We start from the raw sequence: 20579 nt of genomic DNA on the forward strand, positions 1-20579 counted from the left end.
GGCCCGCACAGGATGCGGGCCGCCCCTTCCGACTACCTCGGCGGCTTTCGTGCTACCTCGGCACGTGTCCACCTACCTCGGCAGGTCTCGTGCTACCTCGGCACGGGTCCGACTACCTCGGCGTGACGCTGAGGCCCGCGGCGGCCGGGTCCAGGTCGACGACGACGGCCCCGCCGTCGGTGACCGCGCCGGAGAGCAGCTCCCGGGCAAGGCGGTCGCCGATCTCGCGCTGCACCAGTCGCCGCAGCGGGCGTGCGCCGTACGCCGGGTCGAAGCCCTCCAGCGCCAGCCACTCCCGCGCCGCGGGCGTGACGTCCACCGTGATGCGCCGGTCGGCCAGCCGCTGCGCGAACGCCGCGACCTGCAGGTCGACGATCTCGCCCAGCTCCTCGACGCTCAGCGCGTCGAACACCACGACGTCGTCGAGCCGGTTGAGGAACTCCGGCTTGAACGACGCGCGCACGGCCGCCATGACGGCCTCCCGGCGGGCGTCGTCGTCGAGGGCCGGGTCCACGAGGAACTGCGAACCCAGGTTCGACGTCAGCACCAGGATGACGTTGCGGAAGTCGACCGTGCGGCCCTGGCCGTCGGTGAGCCGCCCGTCGTCGAGCACCTGCAGCAGGATGTCGAAGACCTCGGGGTGCGCCTTCTCCACCTCGTCCAGCAGGACGACGGAGTAGGGCCGCCTCCGCACGGCCTCCGTGAGCTGCCCGCCCTCCTCGTAGCCGACGTACCCGGGGGGCGCGCCGACCAGCCGCGAGACCGAGTGCTTCTCGGAGTACTCCGACATGTCGATGCGCACCATGGCGCGCTCGTCGTCGAAGAGGAAGTCCGCGAGCGACTTGGCGAGCTCCGTCTTGCCGACGCCCGTCGGGCCGAGGAAGAGGAACGACCCGGTCGGCCGGTCGGGGTCGGCCACGCCGGCCCGCGAGCGCCGCACGGCGTCGGACACCGCCCGGACCGCGTCGCTCTGGCCGATGAGGCGCTCGCCGATGACGTCCTCCATGTGCAGGAGCTTCTCGGACTCCCCCTGCAGCAGGCGTCCGGCGGGGATGCCCGTCCAGGCGGAGACCACCTCGGCGATCTCGTCCGAGCCCACCTTGTCGGCGATCATCGGCGCCTGGGCGTCCGCGACGTCCTCGGCCTCCTGCGACGCCTCGGCGCGCTCTGCCTCGTCGAGCTCGCGCTCGACCTGCGGGATCTCGCCGTACAGCAGCCGGGCGGCGGACTCGAGGTCGCCTTCGCGCTGCAGCCGGTCGGACTCCGTGCGCAGCTCGTCGATGCGGGCGCGCAGGTCGCCGACGCGGTTGTGCCCTGCCTTCTCCGACTCCCACCGCGCGGTGAGCGCGGCGAGCTGCTCGCGCGTGTCGGCGAGGTCGGCGCGCAGCCGCTCCAGGCGGTCCTTCGACGCGGCGTCGTCGGACTCCTTGAGCACGACCTCCTCCATCTCGAGGCGCGTGACGGCGCGCTGCAGCTCGTCGATCTCGACGGGCGAGGAGTCCATCTCCATCCGCAGGCGCGACGCGGCCTCGTCGACGAGGTCGATCGCCTTGTCGGGCAGCTGGCGGCCGGTGATGTACCGGTCGGAGAGCGCGGCGGCGGCGACGAGCGCGGAGTCGGCGATCGTCACCTTGTGGTGCGCCTCGTACCGTTCCTTGAGGCCGCGCAGGATGGCGACGGTGTCCTCCACGGACGGCTCACCGACGAACACCTGCTGGAACCGGCGCTCGAGCGCGGGGTCCTTCTCGATGTGCTCGCGGTACTCGTCGAGGGTGGTGGCGCCCACCAGCCGCAGCTCGCCGCGGGCGAGCATCGGCTTGAGCATGTTGCCCGCGTCCATGGCGCCCTCGCCGCCGGCCCCGGCGCCGACGACGGTGTGCAGCTCGTCGATGAAGGTGACGACCTCGCCGTCGGACGCGGTGATCTCCTCCAGGACCGCCTTGAGCCGCTCCTCGAACTCGCCGCGGTACTTGGCGCCCGCGACCATCCCGGCCAGGTCGAGCGCGACGAGGCGCTTGCCCTGCAGGGAGGTCGGCACGTCGCCCGCGACGATGCGCTGGGCGAGGCCCTCGACGACGGCCGTCTTGCCGACGCCGGGCTCGCCGATGAGGACGGGGTTGTTCTTGGTGCGGCGGCTGAGCACCTGCACGACGCGGCGGATCTCGGCGTCCCGCCCGATGACCGGGTCGAGCCGGCCGTCCCGGGCGCGCTGCGTGAGGTCGGTGCCGTACTGCTCCAGCGCCTTGTAGGTGCCCTCGGGGTTCGGGCTGGTCACGCGCGACGAGCCGCGGACGGCGGGCAGCGCGGCGCGCAGGGCGTCGGCGGTGGCGCCCGCCCCGGCCAGGGCCTGCGCGGCGGCGGACTGCCCGGCGGCCAGGGCGATGAGCAGGTGCTCGGTGGAGACGTACTCGTCGCCGAGCGCCTCCGCCTCCTTGCCGGCGTTCTCCAGGACGGCGCTCATCGCGCGCGACGGCGAGGGCTGGGCGACGGCGTTGCCGCTGGCCTGCGGGAGCGCCACGAGGGCCGCGCGGGCGCGCTGGCCGATCTGCTGGGCGTCGGCGCCGACGGCCTCGAGCAGGCCGACGGCCACGCCACCCGACTGCTGGAGCAGCGCCTGCAGCAGGTGCACCGGCTCGAGCTGGGGGTTGCCGGCGGCGGCCGCCGACTGGACGGCGTCGCCGAGCGCCTGCTGCGACATGGTCGTGAGCTTGATGTCCATGGAACCTCCGGGGATGACACGGGAAAGACGTCTGTGGAGGGAACGTCGTCAAAGTTGAGTCTATTCCGCTCAACTTTGGACGCAAGCCCCTGTGGACGCCCGGTGGCTCACCGCGCGGCGCTGCGGGATGCTGGGCCGGTGACCACTCCAGCCCGCGGCCCGCTGCGCCGCCTCCGCACCGCGATCGCGGCGACGCTCGCCGCCGTCGGACTCCTCGCCCTGTCCGGGTGCATGAAGGTCGACCTGGACATGACGCTGTCGGAGGACGACACCGTCTCCGGCACGATGATCATGGCGGTCTCCAACAGCCTGGCCGAGACCATGGGGATGAAGCCCGGCGACCTGTGGAAGCAGGCCGGCGGCGAGGTGGGCCAGTCCGCACCGCAGGGCGCCACGCAGGAGCCGTACTCCGACGACGAGTACACGGGCACCAAGTACACGTTCACCGACACGCCGATCGGCGACATGTCCGGGTCGGGCGACGAGGACCTGACCATCACGCGCGACGGCGACAACTACGTGGTCGACGGCACGCTCGACCTGTCCCAGGGCGCCGACCAGCTCAAGTCGCTCCCGCAGAAGGTGCAGGACGCCTTCGACGTGCAGATCTCCATCACCTTCCCCGGTGCCGTGAGCGACGCCAGCGGCCAGATCGAGGGCAACACGGTCACCTGGACGCCGCAGCTCGGCGAGACCACCGAGATCCACGCGGTGGGTGCCGCCGACAGCGGGGGCGGGTTCCCGTGGTGGATCGTCGGGCTCGTCATCGGCCTGGTCGTCATCGCGCTCGTCGTGTGGCTCGTCGTGCGGAACAACCGCCGGCCCGCGCCCGTGACGGGCTCCGCCTCCGGGGACGCCGCGCTCGCCGCGGAGGCTGCCCCCGGGACCGTGCCCGCGGCGGGACCGACGCCGCACGAGCAGGTCTTCGGCGGCGCGCCGACCGCGCCGACCACGCCGACCACGCCGACGACCGGCCCCATCGCCGAGCCCTTCGAGCCCGAGCCCGCACCGCCGGCCGGGCCTGCGGCGGACACCTCGACCGGCCCCGTCGCAGAGCCGCTGGAGCCCGGGCGCCCCGGCGAGGAGGAGGCGTACCGCCAGGAGCCCGGCCCCGTCGAGCCCCGGCCGGACCAGGACCGCCCCGACGGCCCGGGGGCCGCGCCGGGTGCCCGACGCCCGACCGACCCGCCGCAGGGTGCCTGACGCGCAGGCCGCGCCGGCCCCCGCTGGGCCCTGGCGCGAGGACATCCTCGGCCCGGAGTTCCAGGCGCGGACCCTCCCGCTGCCCGGCGGTGCGGAGGCCGTGCTGGTGCGGCACGTGCCGTCCACCCCGGAGCCTGCCGGCCCGACACCAGCCGCCCTGGCAGCGCCCGCGCTTCCTTCTCCGGGGGCGGGCACTGGTCGGCCGGCGCGCATCGCCGTGCTGTACGTGCACGGGTTCGTGGACTACTTCCTCCACCCGCACGTCGCGCGGGCGTTCGCCGCGCGCGGGTACGCCTTCTACGCCGTCGACCTGCGCGGCCACGGGCGGGCGCTCGCCGCGCACGTGGCCGCCGGCCGCGACCCCAACCTGGTCGACGACCTGGCCCTGTACGCGCAGGACCTCGACGCGGCCGCCGCCGTCGTGCGCGCCGCGGGGCACGAACGGCTGGTGGTGCTCGGGCACTCGACAGGCGGGCTGATCGCCCCGCTGTGGGCGAACGGACGGCCAGGCCGGGCCGACGCGCTGGTGCTGAACAGCCCGTGGCTGGAGCTCAACGAGAGCTGGCTGATGCGCGGCCCGGCGACCTGGGCGATCGACGTGGTGGGGCGGTTCGCGCCTCGGCTCGCCGTGGGCTCGCTCGGGGAGCACTACGGCACGGCCCTGCACCGCGAGACGGGCGGCGAGTGGGACTTCGACCTGGCGTGGAAGCCCCACGCCGGCTTCCCGGTCCGCGCCGGCTGGTTGCGCTCGGTGCGGCGCGCGCACCGTCGGGTCGCGCACGGCCTGGACCTGACGATCCCGATCCTCGTGCTGGCCTCCGACCGGTCCGGCCCGGCGCGGTCGTGGCACCCCGACCTGGTGACCACCGACTCCGTGCTCGACGTCGTGCACATCCGCGACCGCGCCCCACGTCTGGGCAGGGACGTCACGGTGCGGACCGTCGCCGGCGGCGCGCACGACCTCGCCCTCTCACCACAGCCCGCCCGCGACACGTACCTCGTCACCGTCCTCGACTGGGTCGAGTCGCTCCCGTAACCACCGGCCCGCGCGTCTAGAGCCATGTCCGATTCCCGCTAGCCCGAGACGCCGGGCTCGCGTGAGGATGAGGACATGACGACGACAGCGCGGCCCAGCACCCCGGCCCAGACCGCGAGGACGGAGGACCCGCAGGTCTTCGCGGAGCGGTACCGGGCGATCGCGGCCCGCGACACCCGGTTCGACGGGCAGTTCTTCACGGCCGTGCGCTCCACCGGTATCTACTGCCGCCCGTCGTGCCCCGCACGCACGCCCAAGCCGGAGAACGTCACCTTCTACGTCACGTCGGCGGCGGCGCACGAGGCCGGCTTCCGCGCCTGCAAGCGCTGCCTGCCCGAGGCCGCGCCCGGGACCCCGGCCTGGGACCTGCGCCACGACCTCGCGGGGCGCGCGATGCGGCTCATCGCGGACGGCGTCGTCGACCGCGAGGGGACGGACGGGCTCGCCGCCCGCCTCGGGTACAGCGCGCGGCACGTGCACCGGATGCTGTCGGCGGAGCTCGGCGCCGGCCCTCTCGCCCTCGCCCGTGCCCAGCGGGCGCAGACGGCCCGCAGCCTGGTCGTCGGGTCCGACATGCCGCTCGCGGACGTCGCGTTCGCCGCCGGCTTCGGCTCGATCCGCCAGTTCAACGACACCGTCGCCGAGGTCTTCGACACCACGCCGAGCGACCTGCGCGCCCGCGCCCGACGCCGTCCCACCGCCGTCCCACGCGCGAGCGCTCGCGTCGTGCCGCCCGGGACCGCGGGCGAGCAGGTGCTCGCCGGCGGTGCGGCGTCCGGGGCGGGCGGGGAGGTCGCCCGGGTCCGGCTCGACCTCGAGCTGCCGGTCCGCGAGCCGTACGACGCCCGCGGGGTGGTGGCGTTCCTCACGGCCCGCGCCGTCGACGGCGTGGAGGTCGCCGACCTCTCCGGCGCGGACGTGCGGTACGCCCGCACGCTGCGACTGCCCCACGGCCCGGGCGCGGCCGAGGTCGTCGCGGGGCCCGGCGTCGGGCGCGGGCGGGTGGCGGTGCGGCTGGAGCTCGCGTCCGCCGCGGACGTCTCCGTCGCGGTGGCGCGGCTGCGCCGGCTGCTCGACCTCGACGCCGACCCGGCCGCCGTCGACACCACCCTCGCCGACGACCCCGCCCTCGCGCCGCTCGTCGCCCGCACCCCCGGGCTGCGCGTCCCCGGGACGGTGGACCCGCACGAGATCGTGGTGCGCGCCATCGTCGGCCAGCAGATCAGCGTGGCCGCGGCCCGCACCCACCTGGGCCGGCTCGCCGCCGGCGCGGGCAGCGCCTACGACTCGGCAGTGCCCGGCCTGACCCGCCTGTTCCCGACGCCCGCCCAGGTCGCGGCGTCGGCAGCCGACCACCTGCGCCTGCCCGCCCGGTCGCTGGCCACCGTCACGGACACGGCCCGCGCGCTCGACGACGGCTCCCTCGCCGTCGGCGTGGGCGACGACGGCGACGAGCTGCGCGCCGCGCTCGTCGCCCGGCGCGGCATCGGCCCGTGGACCGCGGCGTACGTGGCGATGCGGGTGCTGCGCGACCCGGACGCCTGGCTCGACGGCGACGTCGCCCTCCTCGCGGGCGCGGCCGCCGCGGGCATCGACCTGCCCGGCGTGCCCGACGACGCACCGCGTGCCGCCCGATCCCGCGCCCTCGCCGCCCGCGCGGAGCAGTGGGCGCCCTGGCGCTCGTACGCCGCCATGCACCTGTGGCGCGCCGCCCTCCCGCCGACCAGGCGGTAACGCACCTTCTCGACCCGCTTTCCGGGTACAACCACCTGTTCGGCATCCGACATCACGGAGAGAAACCATGTCTGCTCGGACCACCACCCTGACCACCCCCGACGGCCCGTTCACCGTCGTCGTCGCACCCGACGGCACGGTGCTCGCCTCCGGCTGGACGACGGACGCGGACGCGCTGGTCGGGCTCACCCACCCCGACGTCCGGCCCGCCGCGACCGTCCCCGTGCCGGACGACGACCCGGCGGTCGCGCCCGCCGTCGCCGCGGTGCGCGCCTACTACGCCGGCGACGTGCGCGCGATCGACGCCGTCCCCGTCCGGCAGGTGTCCGGCCCGTACCGCGCGCACGCGTGGGACGTGCTGCGCACGGTCGACGCCGGCGAGCCGGTGACGTACACCCGGTACGCCGAGCTCTCCGGACGGCCCGCCGCCGTCCGCGCGGCCGCCGGCGCGTGCGCGATGAACGCGGCCGCCCTCTTCGTCCCGTGCCACCGGGTGCTGCGGACCGACGGCAGCCTCGGCGGCTTCCGGTACGGCCTCGACGTCAAGCGCAGCCTCCTCGCGCACGAGGCCCAGCACGCCCCCGCCGGAACGTCATCGAGCGTGCTGACTTGATCCTCGAACGGCGAGTTTGAGGATCAAGTCAGCACGCACGATGCCGGACGGGTCAGGGGCGGGCGTCACACCAGCGACGGCTCCTCCGGGGTCGAGACGGTGAAGACGGCACCGGCGATGACGGGCACCCGGGTGGCGGCCCGCTCGAGGTCGTCCAGCCGCCGGGCGACGTTCGACTCGGGCTCGTTGCCGCTGAGGTCGACGCTCGCGACGAGGTACAGGGACCGCGGCCCGACGTACTCCAGCCGCAGGTAGGTCACGCGCTCCACCTGCGGCATGGTGACGAGGTGCGCGAGCACGGCGGCCCGGGTCTCGGGCCGCGCCGCCTCGCCGACGAGGAAGCGGCGGTTGCGGTCCACCAGGACGAGGGACACCACCGCCAGGACGACGCCCACGACGATCGACCCGAGGGCGTCCGGCACGGGCGACCCGGTGAGCTGGTGGGCGAGCACACCGGCGAACGCGACGACGAGCCCGACGAGCGCCGCGGCGTCCTCCGCGAAGACGGCCCGCAGCGTCGGGTCGGACGTGACGAGCACGTGGTGCAGCACGTCGTGCTCCGCCTTCTTCGCCTCCGCGCGCGCCTGCCGGCTGGCCTGGAGGAACGACACGCCCTCGAGCACGAACGCCACGCCGAGCACGGCGTAGGCGACGCCGTAGTCGCTGGCGGGCTCGGGGTGCACCAGCTCCTGGATGCCGTGCGTGATGGACACGCCCGCGCCGACGGCGAACAGGCCGATGGCCGCGAACATGGACCAGACGTACGCCTCGCGTCCGAAGCCGAGCGGGTGCAGGTGGTCGGCGGGGCGGCGGGAGCGCCGGTCGGCGACGAGCAGGAAGATCTCGTTGCCGGTGTCCGCCCACGAGTGCACGGCCTCGGCGAGCATGGACGCCGAGCCGGTGATCACGGCCGCCGCGGTCTTCGCGGCGGCGACGACGGCGTTCGCGGCGAACGCGATGACCACCGTGAGCGTGCTCTCGCCGCCGTCGGTGTCCTGCACGACGCGCGGGCTGACGCCCGGGTGCGGCGGGGCGGCACCGGGCTCGGGCTCGGCAGGCCGCGCGAGCGCGGCGAACGGGTCGGGCTGGGCCGGACCGCCGGCGGGGTGCTCGTCGGGTCGCCCGGTGGAGGGCCCGGCAGCAGGACCGGCGGCAGGACCGGCAGGAGGATCGACAGGGGGCTCGGCAGGGCGCATGCGCCCCGGTCTACCAGCCGAGGGTCAGTCGGGCTCGCCGAACTCGTTGGGGCGCAGGTCCTGCGGGTCGACCTTGCCGGTGCGGAAGCCGGCCCGTCCCACCATGTGCGCGGCGACGGGAGACGTCGCCAGCTGGAACGCGACGACCAGCACGAGCATCGCGACGGCCGACCAGCTGCGCACGCGCAGCGCGAGCGCCGCGAGCATGAGCACCAGCCCCAGCACCTGCGGCTTGGTGACGGTGTGCATGCGGGCGAGGAGCGACGGGAACCGGACCAGCCCGACGCCCGCGGCGAGGGTGAGGAAGGCCCCGGCGAGCAGGCACACGGCGGCGACCGTGTCGGCGATCGTGGTCCACACGCCCGGTTCGACGTGGGTCATCGCGAGCCACCTCCGTCGTCCTCCGGCTCGGCCTCGGCGCCGCGCGGCCCGTCGCGCTGCTCGCCGCGGGGCACGTCGGCGGCCCGCGCCTGGGCCGCGACCTCCTCCGGCGTGCGGACCCGCCACTCGCCGTCGGGCTCCTTCGCGGCGAACCGCGACATCGTCACCGAGCCGACGAAGCCGACCATGGAGAGCGCGACGAGGATGGGGATGGTCTCGGTGCGTCGCGACCAGAACGCCTCGATGGCGATGGCACCGACCAGCGTGATGGTGAGGGCGTCGAGGGCGACGGCGCGGTCGAGCATGGACGGACCGCGCTCGACCCGGACCAGCGCGAGCATCGCCGCGACGGCCACGAGCACGGCCGCCGCGATCACGGCGGCGAGGATCATGCGTCCCCCTTTCCACGTCCGGTGTGCACGGCACCCGCGGTGTCGTCGTCGGGCGCGAGCCCGCATCGGGCGAGCAGCGACCTGCTGGCGAACGCACGCAGCACACGCTCCTCGAGCGCGAGCGTGTCACGACGCACCGCCTCCGGCCCGCCGGCGCCCTGGATGTCGAGCACGTGCAGGTAGACGACGCCGGTGCTGCGCCGCGCCTCGACGACGAGCGACCCGGGCACCAGCGACGACATCACGGCCGTGATGGTGAGGTACGCGTCCTCGGGGTTGCGCAGCCGCACCGCGACGATCGCGCCCTGCGGCGTCGGACCGGGCCGGACGGCGGTCCACGCGACCTCGAACGACGCGAGGAACAGGTCGGAGACGAACCTGCCCACCAGGACGGCGACAGGCCACGGCCGCACCGTGCCGTGCATCGTGACGTCGGGGAGCGGGAACAGCGTGACCACGACGGCGGCGATCAGGGCGCCGGCGATGACGTTGGCCCACGACAGGTCGCCCCACAGCAGCACCCAGATCGCGGTCAGCAGCGTGAGCGCGTGCCACTGCGAACCCAGCCCTCGCAGCAGCTCGGCGGGTCGTCGGCGCGGGTACGGGCTCACCGGTCACCTCCGTCGTGGCTGTCGTCGCTCACCGCGACGGACTCCCCCTGGCCGCGGTCCGCCCCGCCGGGGAAGACGGCGTCCACGTACGTGTGCCCGTCCATCGACGCGGTGGCGGCACGCTCCGCGTAGCCGTACAGCGGGCCGGCGACGACGGTGAGCAGCAGGCCGAAGGCGACGAGCGCCCCCGTGGGCCACACCATCCCGCGCGGCAGCGGCACGTCGGACTCGATCTCCTTCGACGGCGCCTGCCAGAACGCCTTGTTCCACGCCTTGACGATCGCGTAGAGCGTGAGCAACGACGTCACGACCGACCCCACGACCAGCACCCACGCGAGCCCCGTCCCGACGCGCGCCCCCTCGGTGAGCAGCCCCACCTTGCCCAGGAACCCCGACAACGGCGGGATGCCGGCCAGGTTCAGCGCGGGCACGAAGAACAGCACGGCCAGCCCTGGCGCGAGCTTCGCGAGGCCGCCGAGCCGGTCGAGCGACGTCGACCCGCCCCGCCACTCGACGAGCCCGACGACGAGGAACAGCGCCGTCTGGACAGAGATGTGGTGCACCACGTAGTACACGGCCGCCGCCGTGCCCGCCTCGGTGGCCAGCGCGATGCCGAAGATCATGTAGCCGATGTGGCTGACGAGGGTGAACGAGAGCAGACGTTTGACGTCGTTCTGCGCCACGGCGCCCAGGATGCCGATGACCATCGTGAGCAGCGCCAGCACCATGAGCACCTGGTCCACGGTGGGGTTGTCCGGGAACAGCAGGGTCTGCGTGCGCAGGATGGAGTACACCCCCACCTTGGTGAGCAGGCCGGCGAACACGGCCGTGACCGGCGCCGGCGCCGTCGGGTAGGAGTCGGGCAGCCACGCGGACAGCGGGAAGATCGCGGCCTTGATCCCGAACGCGAGCAGCAGCAGGAGCTGCAGCGCGGTGCGCACCGTGGGGTCGATGTCCGGCAGCCGCTCCGCGAGCTGCGCCATGTTCACCGTGCCGGTCGCGCCGTAGATCAGCGCGATCGCCGTGAGGAACAGCAGCGACGACATGAGCGTGACGATGATGTACACGGACCCGGCCCGGACGCGCTCGGCCGTCCCCCCGAGGGTCAGCAGCACCGCCGACGACGCGAGCAGGATCTCGAAGCCGACGTACAGGTTGAACAGGTCGCCGGTGAGGAACGCGTTCGCCACGCCCGCGGCCAGGATCAGGAACGTCGGGTGGAAGATCGCGACGGGGATCGGGTCGCCGCGCCTGCCCTCCGGGTCGTCGTCGCCCTCGGGGACGCCCTGGCCCAGGGAGTACAGGAGCACGCACAGCAGCATCACGAACGAGACCGTGAGCATCACCGCCGAGATGCGGTCGGCCACCAGGTCGATGCCGACGGGCACCGCCCAGCTGCCCACCTCGACGACGATCGGCCCGGAGTCGGCGGCGAACAGCAGCCCCACGGACGCGGCGAGGGCGGCAGCGAGCGCCGTCACGCTGATGATGCGCTGCACGCGGGCGTGCCGGTGCAGGGCGAGCGTGAGACCGGCCGCGAACAGCGGCAGCATGACCGGCAGCGGCACGAGCGTCTCGACGGACCACGGCATCACGGGCGCTCCTCGGTGTCCGTGCCGCCCGTGCCGCCCGTGCCGGGCGCGCCGCCCGCGTCGTGCGTCGGCCCGGTCCTGCGGTCGGCCCGGCGCTCGCGGCGGTCGTCGTCGCTGTCGTCGACGTCGTCGTGCGCGTCGGCGGCTTCCTCGTCGAGCGTCTGGTCGAGCTCGGTGTCGTCGGCGTCCTCGAACGCGGGCGCGTTGAGGGCGGCGTGCCGGGCGACGCGGCGGTCCTCGACGTCGTCCGCGACCTCGTCGTGCCCGTGCAGCTGCCAGGACCGGTAGGCCAGGGCCAGCACGAACGCGGTGAGCGCGAGCGTGATGACGATCGAGGTGAGCACCATCGCCTGCGCCAGCGGGTCGCTCATCCGCACGCCGTCGGGGGCGTTGCCGATGATCGGCGACGCCCCGGAGCGGCCGCCCATGACCAGCAGCATGAGGTTGACGCCGTTGCCGATGAGCACGAAGCCGAGCAGCACGCGCGTGAGCGGGCGCTCCAGCATCAGGTAGACGCCGGTCGCGAAGAGCACGCCGATCGCGAGGACCAGCACGGCGGAGGGGGTGTTCTCGAGGACGGTCATCGGGTTGCCTCCTCGTGCCGGGCGTCGTCTGCCGGGTCGGGCGCGCCGGGCGCGGCGACCTCGCCGACGAGGGTGCGTGCGGGCAGCGGGCCCTGCCGGTCGATCTCGGCGCCGAGCGTGCGCAGCAGGTCGAGCACCAGCCCGACGACGACGAGCATCACGCCGATGTCGAAGAACAGCGACGTCACCAGGTGGATCTCGCCGAGGACGGGAGCGTGCAGGTTGAGGACGGTGCTCTGCAGCACCTCCTGCCCGGCGACGAGCGTGGCGAGCCCGACGCCGGCGGAGAGGAACAGGCCGGTGCCGAGCAGCACGCCGGGGCTGACGGGCGCGGCTTCACCGAGCTCGTACCGCCCGCCCGCGAGGTAGCGCACGGTGAACGCGATGCCCATGACGAGCCCCGCGGCGAAGCCCCCGCCCGGCGCGTTGTGCCCGCTGAACAGCAGGAACAGGGCGAACACGATCATGGCGTGGAAGATGACGCGGGTGATGACCTCGAACATCACGGACCGTCGCTCGGGCTCCATGGTGCTGCCGGCGGCGAGCCACACCCGCCGGGTGTGCGGGTCGGGCCGGCTGACCTCCTCCACGCGGGACAGGCGCAGCACCTCTCCGCTGCGCTGGCGCAGGAAGATGAGCGACGCGACGCCGGTCGCCGCGACGAGCAGGACGGAGATCTCGCCGACGGTGTCCCAGGCGCGGATGTCCACCAGGGTCACGTTGACGATGTTCTTGCCGCCGCCCCACGTGTACGCCTCGTCGGGGAAGTGGGTGCTGATGGGCGTGGCCACCCGCACCAGCGGGGCGGCGACGGTCAGCGCCATCATCACGAGCCCGGTCACGACGCCCAGCACCAGCCGCACCCAGCGGCTCGCGGCGAGCGGCCGGTCGGTGAAGTACGGCGGCATGCGTCGCAGCACCAGCACCATCACGACCAGCGTGATCGTCTCGCAGAGCACCTGCGTGAGGGCGAGGTCGGGGGCGCCGTGCAGCATGAACAGCGTCGCGTTGGCGTAGCCCGCGACGCCCACGAGCACCACGGCCTTGAGGCGGCGGCGCGCACGGGCGGCGAGCACGCAGGAGATCGCGATGATCGCGACGACGGCGGCGTCGGCCGGACGGTCCCACGCCACGACCTGCAGGCCCGGCGTGCCGCCGACCAGACCGGTGGCGATCACCGCGCCGGGGGCGACGGCGAGCACCACGAGGATCATGCCGAGGTAGACCGGCAGGGAACCGCGCTGCGTGGCGGCGGTGACGTCGGCGGCCAGGTCGTCCAGGCGGCGCATGGTGCGCCGGTAGGTGACCTCGGCGCTGCGCGGCGACCAGAAGAAGTCCTGGGCCCGCTCCACCCGCGACCGCTGCCAGAAGAGCACGAAGCCGGCGAGGAGCACGAGCACGGTCAGCGCGAGCACGGGCGTGAACCCGCCCCACAGCGTCAGGTGGCCCGCGTCGCCCGTCGGGTAGAGGTCCGCGTACGGGGCGAGCAGCCGCTCCCCGACGGCCGGCACGAGCCCGACGGCGAGGCCGAGGGCCGCGAGCACCAGGGGCGGGGTGACGAGCAGCCACGGCTGCCGCCGCACGGGCGTCGCCGACGCGGGCTCCGCCGCGGCGTCGCGCGTCGTCGCCTCCCCGCGCACGGCCTCCGCCCCCGGGCGCCGCTTCGTGCCGAACGCGCCCCACACGAACCGCAGGCCGTACGCCACCGTGAGGGCGGACCCCACCACGAGCGCGCCCAGCGCGACCGCCTCGACGGTCCCGGCGCCGTGCGTGACGTCGTGCCACAGGCCCTCGAGCGCGGCCTCCTTCGCGACGTACCCGGCGAACGGCGGGAACCCGATCATCGACGCGGTCGCGAGCACGCCGGCCGTCGCGGTGAACGGCATCGTCCGCCACAGCCCGGAGAGCTTGCGCAGGTCACGCGTGCCGGTGGCGACGTCGACCGCCCCGACGACGAGGAACAGCGCCGCCTTGAACATGGCGTGCGCGCCGAGCATGGCCAGGCCGGCGAGCGCGAGCGCCTTCGAGCCGAGCCCGAGCAGCAGGATGATCAGGCCGAGCTGGGAGACGGTGCCGAACGCGAGGACCAGCTTGAGGTCGTGCTGGCGCAGCGCCTGGTAGCCGCCCAGCAACAGGGTGCCGCCGCCCAGGACCAGGACCAGCCACCGCCACACGGGCAGGTCGGCGAACGCGGGGGCGAAGCGCGCCACCAGGTAGACGCCGGCCTTCACCATGGCCGCGGCGTGCAGGTAGGCGGACACCGGCGTCGGGGCAGCCATGGCCGCAGGGAGCCAGAAGTGGAAGGGGATGAGCGCGGACTTGGTCGCCGCGCCCGCCAGCAGGCACACCGCCGCCCAGGTGACGGCGGTACCCGACGGCGGGTCTGCGACGAGCTCCGACACGCGCCAGGTGTCGCCGGCGACGCCGAGGATGATGAGCCCCACGAGCATCGCGAGCCCGCCCGCCGTCGTGACGACGATGGCCTGCATCGCTGCGCGGCGGGAGGCCTTGCGGTCGGCGTAGTGGCCGATCAGCAGGTAGGAGAAGACGGTCGTGAGCTCCCAGAACACGAACAGGAGCAGCAGGTCGTCGGCGACGACCAGGCCGACCATCGCGGCGGCGAAGGCCGTCAGGACGGCCGCGAACCGCCCCAGCCCGAGGGCGTCGCGCGCGAAGTAGGCCGAGCAGTACAGGAGGACGAGGGCGCCGACGCCGCCGACCACCAGCAGCATGAACCACGCCAGCGTGTCGAGCTGCAGGGTGATCGAGAGGTTGAGGCCGGGGACCCACGGCACCTGGGTGGTCGGGAAGTCTCCCGCCGTGACCCGGGGGGTCATCGCGAGCGCGTAGGCCGCCGCCGACGCCGGCCCGAGGGCCAGCACCCAGAACGCCCGTCTGCCCAGCCATGCCACCAGAGCCGGCGCCGCGAGGGCCAGCAGGAAGGTGAAGAGCAGCACTGGGAGCACAGCACTCCGTCCGGTCGAGGGGCGGGGCGATGCCCTTTACCTTACCGGCAACAAGCGATGGTCCCGGTGCGAACGAGCTGACACGTGCGTGTGACCCGGGCCGCTCCCCGCCCTCTCGGGCTGGCGGGGCGGGGAGCGGCCCGCGTCGTCAGTCCCCGCCGGGCGACCCGAGCAGCTCGCGCACCCGCCCCGAGACCCGGCCGAACTCGGCGTCGCGCACCGTCTCGCCGTAGTCGCGCTCGGCCGGCAGGTCGACCGTGAGCTCCTCGATGATCGTGCCCGGGCGGGGGCCCATGACGACGACGCGGTTGGCGAGGTACACCGCCTCCGCCACCGAGTGGGTGACCAGGAGCACCGAGATGCCGGTCTCGCGCCAGATGCGGTGCAGCTCGACGTTCATGCGCTCCCGGGTGAGCGCGTCGAGCGCGCCGAACGGCTCGTCCATGAGGAGCACGTCCGGCTCGTGCAGCAGGGCGCGGCACAGGGACACGCGCTGCTGCATGCCGCCCGACAGCTCGTGCGGCATCGCCTTCTCGAAGCCGGACAGCCCGGTCATCTCGACCAGCTCGTCGCACCGCCGCCGCGCGGTGGCGCCGTCCATGCCACGCATCTCCGCCTGCAGCAGGATGTTCGCCCGGACGTCGCGCCACTCCAGCAGCGCCGCGCGCTGGAAGACGAAGCCGATGTCCTGACGGGGCCCCCGCACCACCTCGCCGCGCAGCCGCACCTGCCCCGTCGTCGGGGCGGTCAGGCCCGCCACGACCTTGAGCAGCGTGGACTTGCCGCAACCCGACGGCCCCGCGATCGTGACGAACTCGCCGCGCGCGAGCCGGAGGTCGACCGACCCCAGCGCGGGTGTCGACACCCGACGGCTGCGGAACGTCACCGAGACGTCCTCGACGTCGACGACGGTGTCGGTCGCGGTGGTCCCGCCCGAGAGCCCGCCCGTGGTCGTGGTGGTCATGACGCCTCCGTTCAGTTCGCCGGGGCGAACGAGTCGTCGAAGTAGTCGTCTGCCGTGGTGCCCTCGGCGATGAGGCCGGAGCTGGACAGCACGTCCAGGGTCGCCGCCCAGTCCTCGGGCGCGTTCACGCCGGGCGCCTCGTCGGCGGTGGCGTCGGTGTGCAGCAGGTCGATGGTCTGCTTCCACTGCTCGGTGAGCACGTCGGCCGCGGGCATCTGCGGGTCCTTGCCCTCCATGGAGGCGACGGCGGCGTCCGGGTCCTCGGCGGCCGCGGCGAACGCCTCGGACGTCGCCGCGACCATCTCCTTCACGAGGTCGGGGTCGGACTCGATGGTGCCCTCGGAGGCGATGAGCCCGTTGCTGTAGAAGTTGAGCCCGACGTCCGAGTAGCGCAGGTACGTGATGTCCCGGCCGCTCTTGGCGGCGATCGTCGGGCCCTGGTCGTGCGCGAACCCGATGAGGCCGTCCACCTTGTCCGTGAGCATCGCCGAGATCTTGCCCGCGGGGTCGAGGTTCTGCTGCGTCACCGCGTCCTCGGGCACGCCGGCGGCCTCGAGGTAGAGCGGGAAGGTCGTGGTCGGGGCGTCGCCCGCCGAGACGGCGATCGTCTTGCCCGCGAGGTCTGCGGGCTCCTTGATGCCGGAGTCGGTGTAGACCTGCACGGACGACGGGGTGGTCTGGAGGAACACGCCCAGGCTGCGGATCTTGACGCCCTTGTCGATGTTGGCCAGCACGGCGGGCGTGTCGGCCCACCCGAACTGGACCTGGTCGGCACCGACGGCCTGGGCCGTCTTGGTGGAGCCCTGCCCGGCCTCGATCTTCAGGTTGATCCCGTGGTCGGCGAAGATGCCCTCCTCGAGCCCGTAGTAGAACGGGGCGTGCTCGCCGTAGGGGTACCAGTTGAGCATCAGGGTGACGTCGGTCGCGTCGGCCGCGCCCTGGGCCTCGGCCTCGGTGCCGCCGTCGGTGGACGGCGCGCAGGCGGCGAGCGTGAGGGCGACGGCGGAGACGGCCGAGGCGGCGACGAGGGCCTTCGACCGGACGGACGATCGGAGAGACATCTGGGTGCTCCTTTGCACGTGGGGGTCCTGCGGGTTGCGCGGGTGGCGCACGGAGACTGCGGTCAGGCCGCGACGGTGGTCGCGGCCGACTCGAGGCGCCGCGACGCGTGCCAGCCGATGAGGAAGCGCTCGGCGACCTGGATGACGGCGAAGAGGACGATGCCGAGGGCGGACATGATGAACAGGGCGGCGAAGAGCATCGCGGTGTCGATGTTGCCGTTGGCCTGCAGGATGACGTAGCCGAGCCCGTCGTTGCCCCCGACGAACTCGCCGACGACGGCGCCCGTGACGGCGAGCGTCGCGGCCACCTTGAGGCCGGACAGCAGCTGCGGCAGCGAGGCCGGGAACATCACCTTGGCGAACGTCTTGACGCGGCTCGCGCCCATCGTCGAGGTGAGCTGCAGGATCTCGGGGTCCACGGAGCGCAGCCCGGCCAGGCCGGAGACCACCACGGGGAAGAACGCCATGAGCACGGCGACGGTGATCTTGGGCGCCAGCCCGAAGCCGAGCCACACGACGAACAGCGGGGCGACGGCGATCTTCGGGATGACCTGGGCCACGAGGATGATCGGGTAGAGCGTCTTCTCCGTGTTGCGCGAGTAGGCCATCAGCACGGCCACCAGCTCGCCGACCACGACGGCGATCACGAAGCCGACGACGGTCTCGTAGGTCGTCACGTACGTGTGGTGCAGCAGGTAGTCGACGTTCTCGGTCGCCGCCGCCCAGGTGTCCGCGGGCGACGGGAGCACGTAGGGCGCGACGAGCCCCTGCGCCGTGACGAACCACCACACCAGGAACAGCGCGACGACGAACGCGATGGGCCGCCACTGGTCCAGCGCCCAGCGCACGGGTGCGGGCAGCGGCCGTGCGCGCCGTGCCTCGTTCTGGGGTTCCTCGACCGCTCGGCTCGTGCGCCCGATCGCCGACCCCGGTGTCGTCGTCACCATGCTGCTCCTCACGCCACTGTGATGAACCTCGCGGAATACGCTTTCCGAGGTGAACGCTAAGCGGCGTCCGCAGGGGGTGTCAAACAGGCAGGCCAGGCCCGTCGGGAGCGGAGCGCGGCAAGGAGCGTGGCAGGGAGAGCACCAAGCAGAGAGGCGGTCAGAGGTCCTCGGGCGCGAGGAGGAAGTCGGACTCGTCCGCGATCTCGCCGCCGACCGCGGCGTGGATCGCCACCGCCATCTTCCCGACGAGGTCCGCCGCGCGGCGCCGCGCGACGACGTGCGCCGCCTGCGGGAACTCCTGGTTGGCCTCGTAGACGTCCGGGGCGTCCCAGCGCACGTGGTAGCAGACGGCACCGGACGCCGCCCAGGGCAACTCCCGCACCAGCAGCGGGAGGGTCTCGTCGCCGACCACCTCGACCGTGATCGACCCGTCGAGGCCGAGGTCACTGGTCAGCCCGTAGGCGTCCAGCACCATCGGCGCCTGCAGGGCGTCGATGTCGACGTCGTCCGCCCGCTCGTGGATGGCCTTGCGGACCTCGGGGTCCAGCGGCTCGCCCGGGTACAGGGGGCGGTCGGCGAGCCCGCGCGGCGGGCCCTGGTAGGGCTTGCCCTCGGTGGCGAGCACGACGCGCGGGTGCACCGCCTGCAGCACGCGGTGCGCGGCCTGCGGGTCCAGCCAGATGTCGGAGTACACGGTGAGGTCCACGTCGCGGCCCGGGTCCGGCGTCAGCACCACGCCCGGCCCGGCGCTGCGCCGGCCGCCGTCGTCGTCGGCCCAGGTGCCGGCGACGTCGAGGCGTACCGAGCCGCCCAGGCGACGCGCGGCCTGCACGAGCCACTGCACGACGCGCTCCTCCTCCCGGTTCGGCAGCGCCGCGGGGAACGCGCGCCCGATGCCGTCCCGGTCGCCGCCGAAGCGGGTGGCGTCGTCCCAGCGCTCCCGCGGGCACACGACGTCGAAGACCATCTCGGTGCCGGGCGGCAGCCCCGCGTCGACACCCTTGCCGGACGGCGCGTACGGCCCCGAGAGGGCGCTGTGCCGCGAGAGCCGCAGCACGCCCGGCTCCCCCGGGTTCGCCATCCGGCCCACCGGGACGTCGGCACCGGGCAGGTCCGCCGGCACCACGTCCCAGCGCGTGCCGACGAAGCGCGACATCGCCAGCACCTCGATCTCGTCGACGACGACGTCGGCGGGCACCCCGAGCAGGTGGCGGGCCTGGTGACCCTGCGCCGACACCGTCGGAAGCGGGGGCAGGGCAGGCTGGTGCTGGGCCATCTGGCGGAGCTCCTTCCGAGACACGGACGCGGTGCGCCCCGCGCCGGTGCCGGCGCGGCGGGACCGAGCGTAGCGACGACGCGACCCGTCGCGGAACGCGTCCTGCGCCCCGCCGTCGGCCCCGGGGCCGCGGCCCCGCGCGCCGGTCAGACCGTGCTCCGGTGGAAGGACTGCCACGACCGGCTCGCCGTCGGGCCCCGCTGGCCCTGGTACCGCGACCCGTACGCGTCGGAGCCGTACGGGTGCTCGGCCGGGGACGACAGCCGGAAGAAGCACATCTGGCCGATCTTCATGCCCGGCCACAGCGTGATCGGCAGCGTCGCGACGTTGCTCAGCTCGAGCGTCACGTGGCCCGAGAAGCCCGGGTCGATGAAGCCCGCCGTGCTGTGCGTGAGCAGCCCGAGCCGCCCCAGCGAGGACTTGCCCTCCAGGCGCGCCGCGACGTCGTCGGGCAGGGAGACGGACTCGAACGTCGAGCCGAGCACGAACTCCCCCGGGTGCAGCACGAACGGCTCGTCCGGCGCGACCTCGACCAGCCGCGTCAGCTCCGGCTGCTCCTGCGACGGGTCGATGAACGGGTACTTGTGGTTGTCGAACAGCCGGAAGTACCGGTCGAGGCGGACGTCGATGCTGGAGGGCTGGAGCATCGACGCCTCGTACGGGTCGAGGACGACCCGCCCGGCGTCGAGCTCGGCCCGGATGTCGCGGTCGGAGAGCAGCACGGGGACACGGTAGTCGCCGGGCCCGCCGGGCGCCCACGTACGCTCACGCACCGTGCGCGTGGCGCGCTGAGCCGCCGCGACCATGCTCCCTGGGGGCCCCGATGCCGGACGGCGTCCGGCCTCGTGTATCCTGGACGCTGCGCACGCCTGGGGAACGACTCCATGGCACTCTTCGGTCCACGGCATCGAAGCATGGTCCCGCGCACGTGACAGCACCGCTGTCCACCGACGATCTCCGCCCAGCGAGCGCGGAGCGAGAGCAGAGAGCATCACTTCTTCCACCATCGAACGGCCCGCCTCCGCGTCTGCGGCAGAGGGCGAATCTCGATCGATCCCCGTGTGGCGCCGGGCCGACGACGACCTGTGGGTCGCGACGGTCGACGGCGAGTACGGCGGCATGATCACCCGACTTCCCGACGGCTTCCACGTCCACGACCGCTACACGCGGCTGGTCGCGGTCGTCCCCACCCTTGCCCAGGCGACGCGGCTTCCTGCCCCGTCACGCCAGGGCACCGTGCGCGCTCGTCGAGCCCGCACCCACACCGTCCGTGCCCGATCGGGCGCGACGACCGGACCCACGTT

At 73.8% G+C, this 20579-nt stretch carries 17 protein-coding genes; 4 read left to right on the top strand and 13 right to left on the bottom strand.

Annotation, left to right across the window (positions count from 1 at the left end):
• Window positions 1-112: 112 nt before the first annotated feature.
• The gene (gene clpB / locus ACWGKI_RS12890; RefSeq protein WP_452187467.1) at window positions 113-2719 is read right to left on the bottom strand and encodes an ATP-dependent chaperone ClpB; all 2607 of its coding nucleotides are present in this window, start codon (window positions 2717-2719) and stop codon (window positions 113-115) included.
• A 138-nt stretch (window positions 2720-2857) separates the two neighbouring features.
• Between clpB and ACWGKI_RS12895 the strand changes: the two genes are divergently transcribed.
• From ACWGKI_RS12895 to ACWGKI_RS12910, 4 genes are all read left to right on the top strand, one after another.
• A complete protein-coding gene (locus ACWGKI_RS12895) occupies window positions 2858-3922 on the top strand; it encodes an LppM family (lipo)protein (RefSeq protein WP_452187469.1) in 1065 nt (354 codons plus the stop codon).
• Window positions 3915-4958, top strand: a complete 1044-nt coding sequence (locus ACWGKI_RS12900; RefSeq protein ID WP_452187471.1) for an alpha/beta hydrolase — start codon at window positions 3915-3917, stop codon at window positions 4956-4958. The genes ACWGKI_RS12895 and ACWGKI_RS12900 overlap by 8 nt, the downstream gene beginning before the upstream one ends.
• A gap of 75 nt (window positions 4959-5033) precedes the next feature.
• Window positions 5034-6692, top strand: a complete 1659-nt coding sequence (locus ACWGKI_RS12905; RefSeq protein ID WP_452187473.1) for an AlkA N-terminal domain-containing protein — start codon at window positions 5034-5036, stop codon at window positions 6690-6692.
• Window positions 6693-6759: 67 nt separating this feature from the next.
• Entirely contained in the window at window positions 6760-7305 is a 546-nt protein-coding gene (locus ACWGKI_RS12910) for a methylated-DNA--[protein]-cysteine S-methyltransferase (protein WP_452187474.1), read from the top strand.
• 65 nt (window positions 7306-7370) lie between these two features.
• On the opposite strand, the gene ACWGKI_RS12915 is transcribed toward ACWGKI_RS12910, so the two are convergent.
• The 12 genes from ACWGKI_RS12915 to dcd all read right to left on the bottom strand — a co-directional run bounded on the left by ACWGKI_RS12915 (window position 7371) and on the right by dcd (window position 19997).
• Window positions 7371-8501, bottom strand: a complete 1131-nt coding sequence (locus ACWGKI_RS12915) for a cation diffusion facilitator family transporter (protein ID WP_452187476.1) — start codon at window positions 8499-8501, stop codon at window positions 7371-7373.
• 24 nt (window positions 8502-8525) lie between these two features.
• Window positions 8526-8882: a monovalent cation/H(+) antiporter subunit G gene (gene mnhG / locus ACWGKI_RS12920; RefSeq protein WP_452187477.1), complete on the bottom strand. Its 357-nt coding sequence runs from the start codon at window positions 8880-8882 to the stop codon at window positions 8526-8528.
• Window positions 8879-9274 (bottom strand): monovalent cation/H+ antiporter complex subunit F, encoded by a 396-nt coding sequence (locus ACWGKI_RS12925; protein WP_452187479.1) that lies wholly within the window; start codon window positions 9272-9274, stop codon window positions 8879-8881. The genes mnhG and ACWGKI_RS12925 overlap by 4 nt, the downstream gene beginning before the upstream one ends.
• Window positions 9271-9885 (bottom strand): Na+/H+ antiporter subunit E, encoded by a 615-nt coding sequence (locus tag ACWGKI_RS12930; RefSeq protein ID WP_452187481.1) that lies wholly within the window; start codon window positions 9883-9885, stop codon window positions 9271-9273. The genes ACWGKI_RS12925 and ACWGKI_RS12930 overlap by 4 nt, the downstream gene beginning before the upstream one ends.
• Complete coding sequence (locus tag ACWGKI_RS12935) at window positions 9882-11477, bottom strand: Na+/H+ antiporter subunit D (RefSeq protein ID WP_452187483.1); 1596 nt, start codon at window positions 11475-11477, stop codon at window positions 9882-9884. The genes ACWGKI_RS12930 and ACWGKI_RS12935 overlap by 4 nt, the downstream gene beginning before the upstream one ends.
• The gene (locus ACWGKI_RS12940) at window positions 11477-12061 is read right to left on the bottom strand and encodes a Na(+)/H(+) antiporter subunit C (RefSeq protein WP_380244725.1); all 585 of its coding nucleotides are present in this window, start codon (window positions 12059-12061) and stop codon (window positions 11477-11479) included. Before ACWGKI_RS12940 ends, ACWGKI_RS12935 begins: the two co-directional genes overlap by 1 nt.
• A complete protein-coding gene (locus ACWGKI_RS12945) occupies window positions 12058-15027 on the bottom strand; it encodes a Na+/H+ antiporter subunit A (RefSeq protein WP_452187485.1) in 2970 nt (989 codons plus the stop codon). The genes ACWGKI_RS12940 and ACWGKI_RS12945 overlap by 4 nt, the downstream gene beginning before the upstream one ends.
• A 148-nt stretch (window positions 15028-15175) precedes the next feature.
• Complete coding sequence (locus ACWGKI_RS12950) at window positions 15176-15991, bottom strand: ABC transporter ATP-binding protein (RefSeq protein WP_452187487.1); 816 nt, start codon at window positions 15989-15991, stop codon at window positions 15176-15178.
• An 11-nt stretch (window positions 15992-16002) separates the two neighbouring features.
• Window positions 16003-17052 (bottom strand): ABC transporter substrate-binding protein, encoded by a 1050-nt coding sequence (locus ACWGKI_RS12955; protein WP_452187489.1) that lies wholly within the window; start codon window positions 17050-17052, stop codon window positions 16003-16005.
• A gap of 62 nt (window positions 17053-17114) precedes the next feature.
• A complete protein-coding gene (locus tag ACWGKI_RS12960; RefSeq protein ID WP_452187491.1) occupies window positions 17115-17996 on the bottom strand; it encodes an ABC transporter permease in 882 nt (293 codons plus the stop codon).
• A 160-nt stretch (window positions 17997-18156) separates the two neighbouring features.
• A complete protein-coding gene (locus ACWGKI_RS12965) occupies window positions 18157-19275 on the bottom strand; it encodes a hypothetical protein (RefSeq protein ID WP_452187493.1) in 1119 nt (372 codons plus the stop codon).
• 146 nt (window positions 19276-19421) lie between these two features.
• On the bottom strand, window positions 19422-19997 hold the full coding sequence (gene dcd, locus ACWGKI_RS12970) for a dCTP deaminase (RefSeq protein WP_380244698.1): 576 nt from the start codon (window positions 19995-19997) through the stop codon (window positions 19422-19424).
• Between the last annotated feature and the right edge of the window lie 582 nt (window positions 19998-20579).

Source organism: Isoptericola sp. NPDC055881, assembly GCF_053615895.1.

Bases quoted from the DNA above. Each gene is read 5' to 3' on its own strand.
- clpB (WP_452187467.1), bottom strand. From the start codon at position 2,719: ATGGACATCAAGCTCACGACCATGTCGCAGCAGGCGCTCGGCGACGCC.
- ACWGKI_RS12905 (WP_452187473.1), top strand. From the start codon at position 5,034: ATGACGACGACAGCGCGGCCCAGCACCCCGGCCCAGACCGCGAGGACG.
- ACWGKI_RS12910 (WP_452187474.1), top strand. From the start codon at position 6,760: ATGTCTGCTCGGACCACCACCCTGACCACCCCCGACGGCCCGTTCACC.
- ACWGKI_RS12915 (WP_452187476.1), bottom strand. From the start codon at position 8,501: ATGCGCCCTGCCGAGCCCCCTGTCGATCCTCCTGCCGGTCCTGCCGCC.
- mnhG (WP_452187477.1), bottom strand. From the start codon at position 8,882: ATGACCCACGTCGAACCGGGCGTGTGGACCACGATCGCCGACACGGTC.
- ACWGKI_RS12925 (WP_452187479.1), bottom strand. From the start codon at position 9,274: ATGATCCTCGCCGCCGTGATCGCGGCGGCCGTGCTCGTGGCCGTCGCG.
- ACWGKI_RS12935 (WP_452187483.1), bottom strand. From the start codon at position 11,477: ATGCCGTGGTCCGTCGAGACGCTCGTGCCGCTGCCGGTCATGCTGCCG.
- ACWGKI_RS12940 (WP_380244725.1), bottom strand. From the start codon at position 12,061: ATGACCGTCCTCGAGAACACCCCCTCCGCCGTGCTGGTCCTCGCGATC.
- ACWGKI_RS12950 (WP_452187487.1), bottom strand. From the start codon at position 15,991: ATGACCACCACGACCACGGGCGGGCTCTCGGGCGGGACCACCGCGACC.
- ACWGKI_RS12955 (WP_452187489.1), bottom strand. From the start codon at position 17,052: ATGTCTCTCCGATCGTCCGTCCGGTCGAAGGCCCTCGTCGCCGCCTCG.
- ACWGKI_RS12965 (WP_452187493.1), bottom strand. From the start codon at position 19,275: ATGGCCCAGCACCAGCCTGCCCTGCCCCCGCTTCCGACGGTGTCGGCG.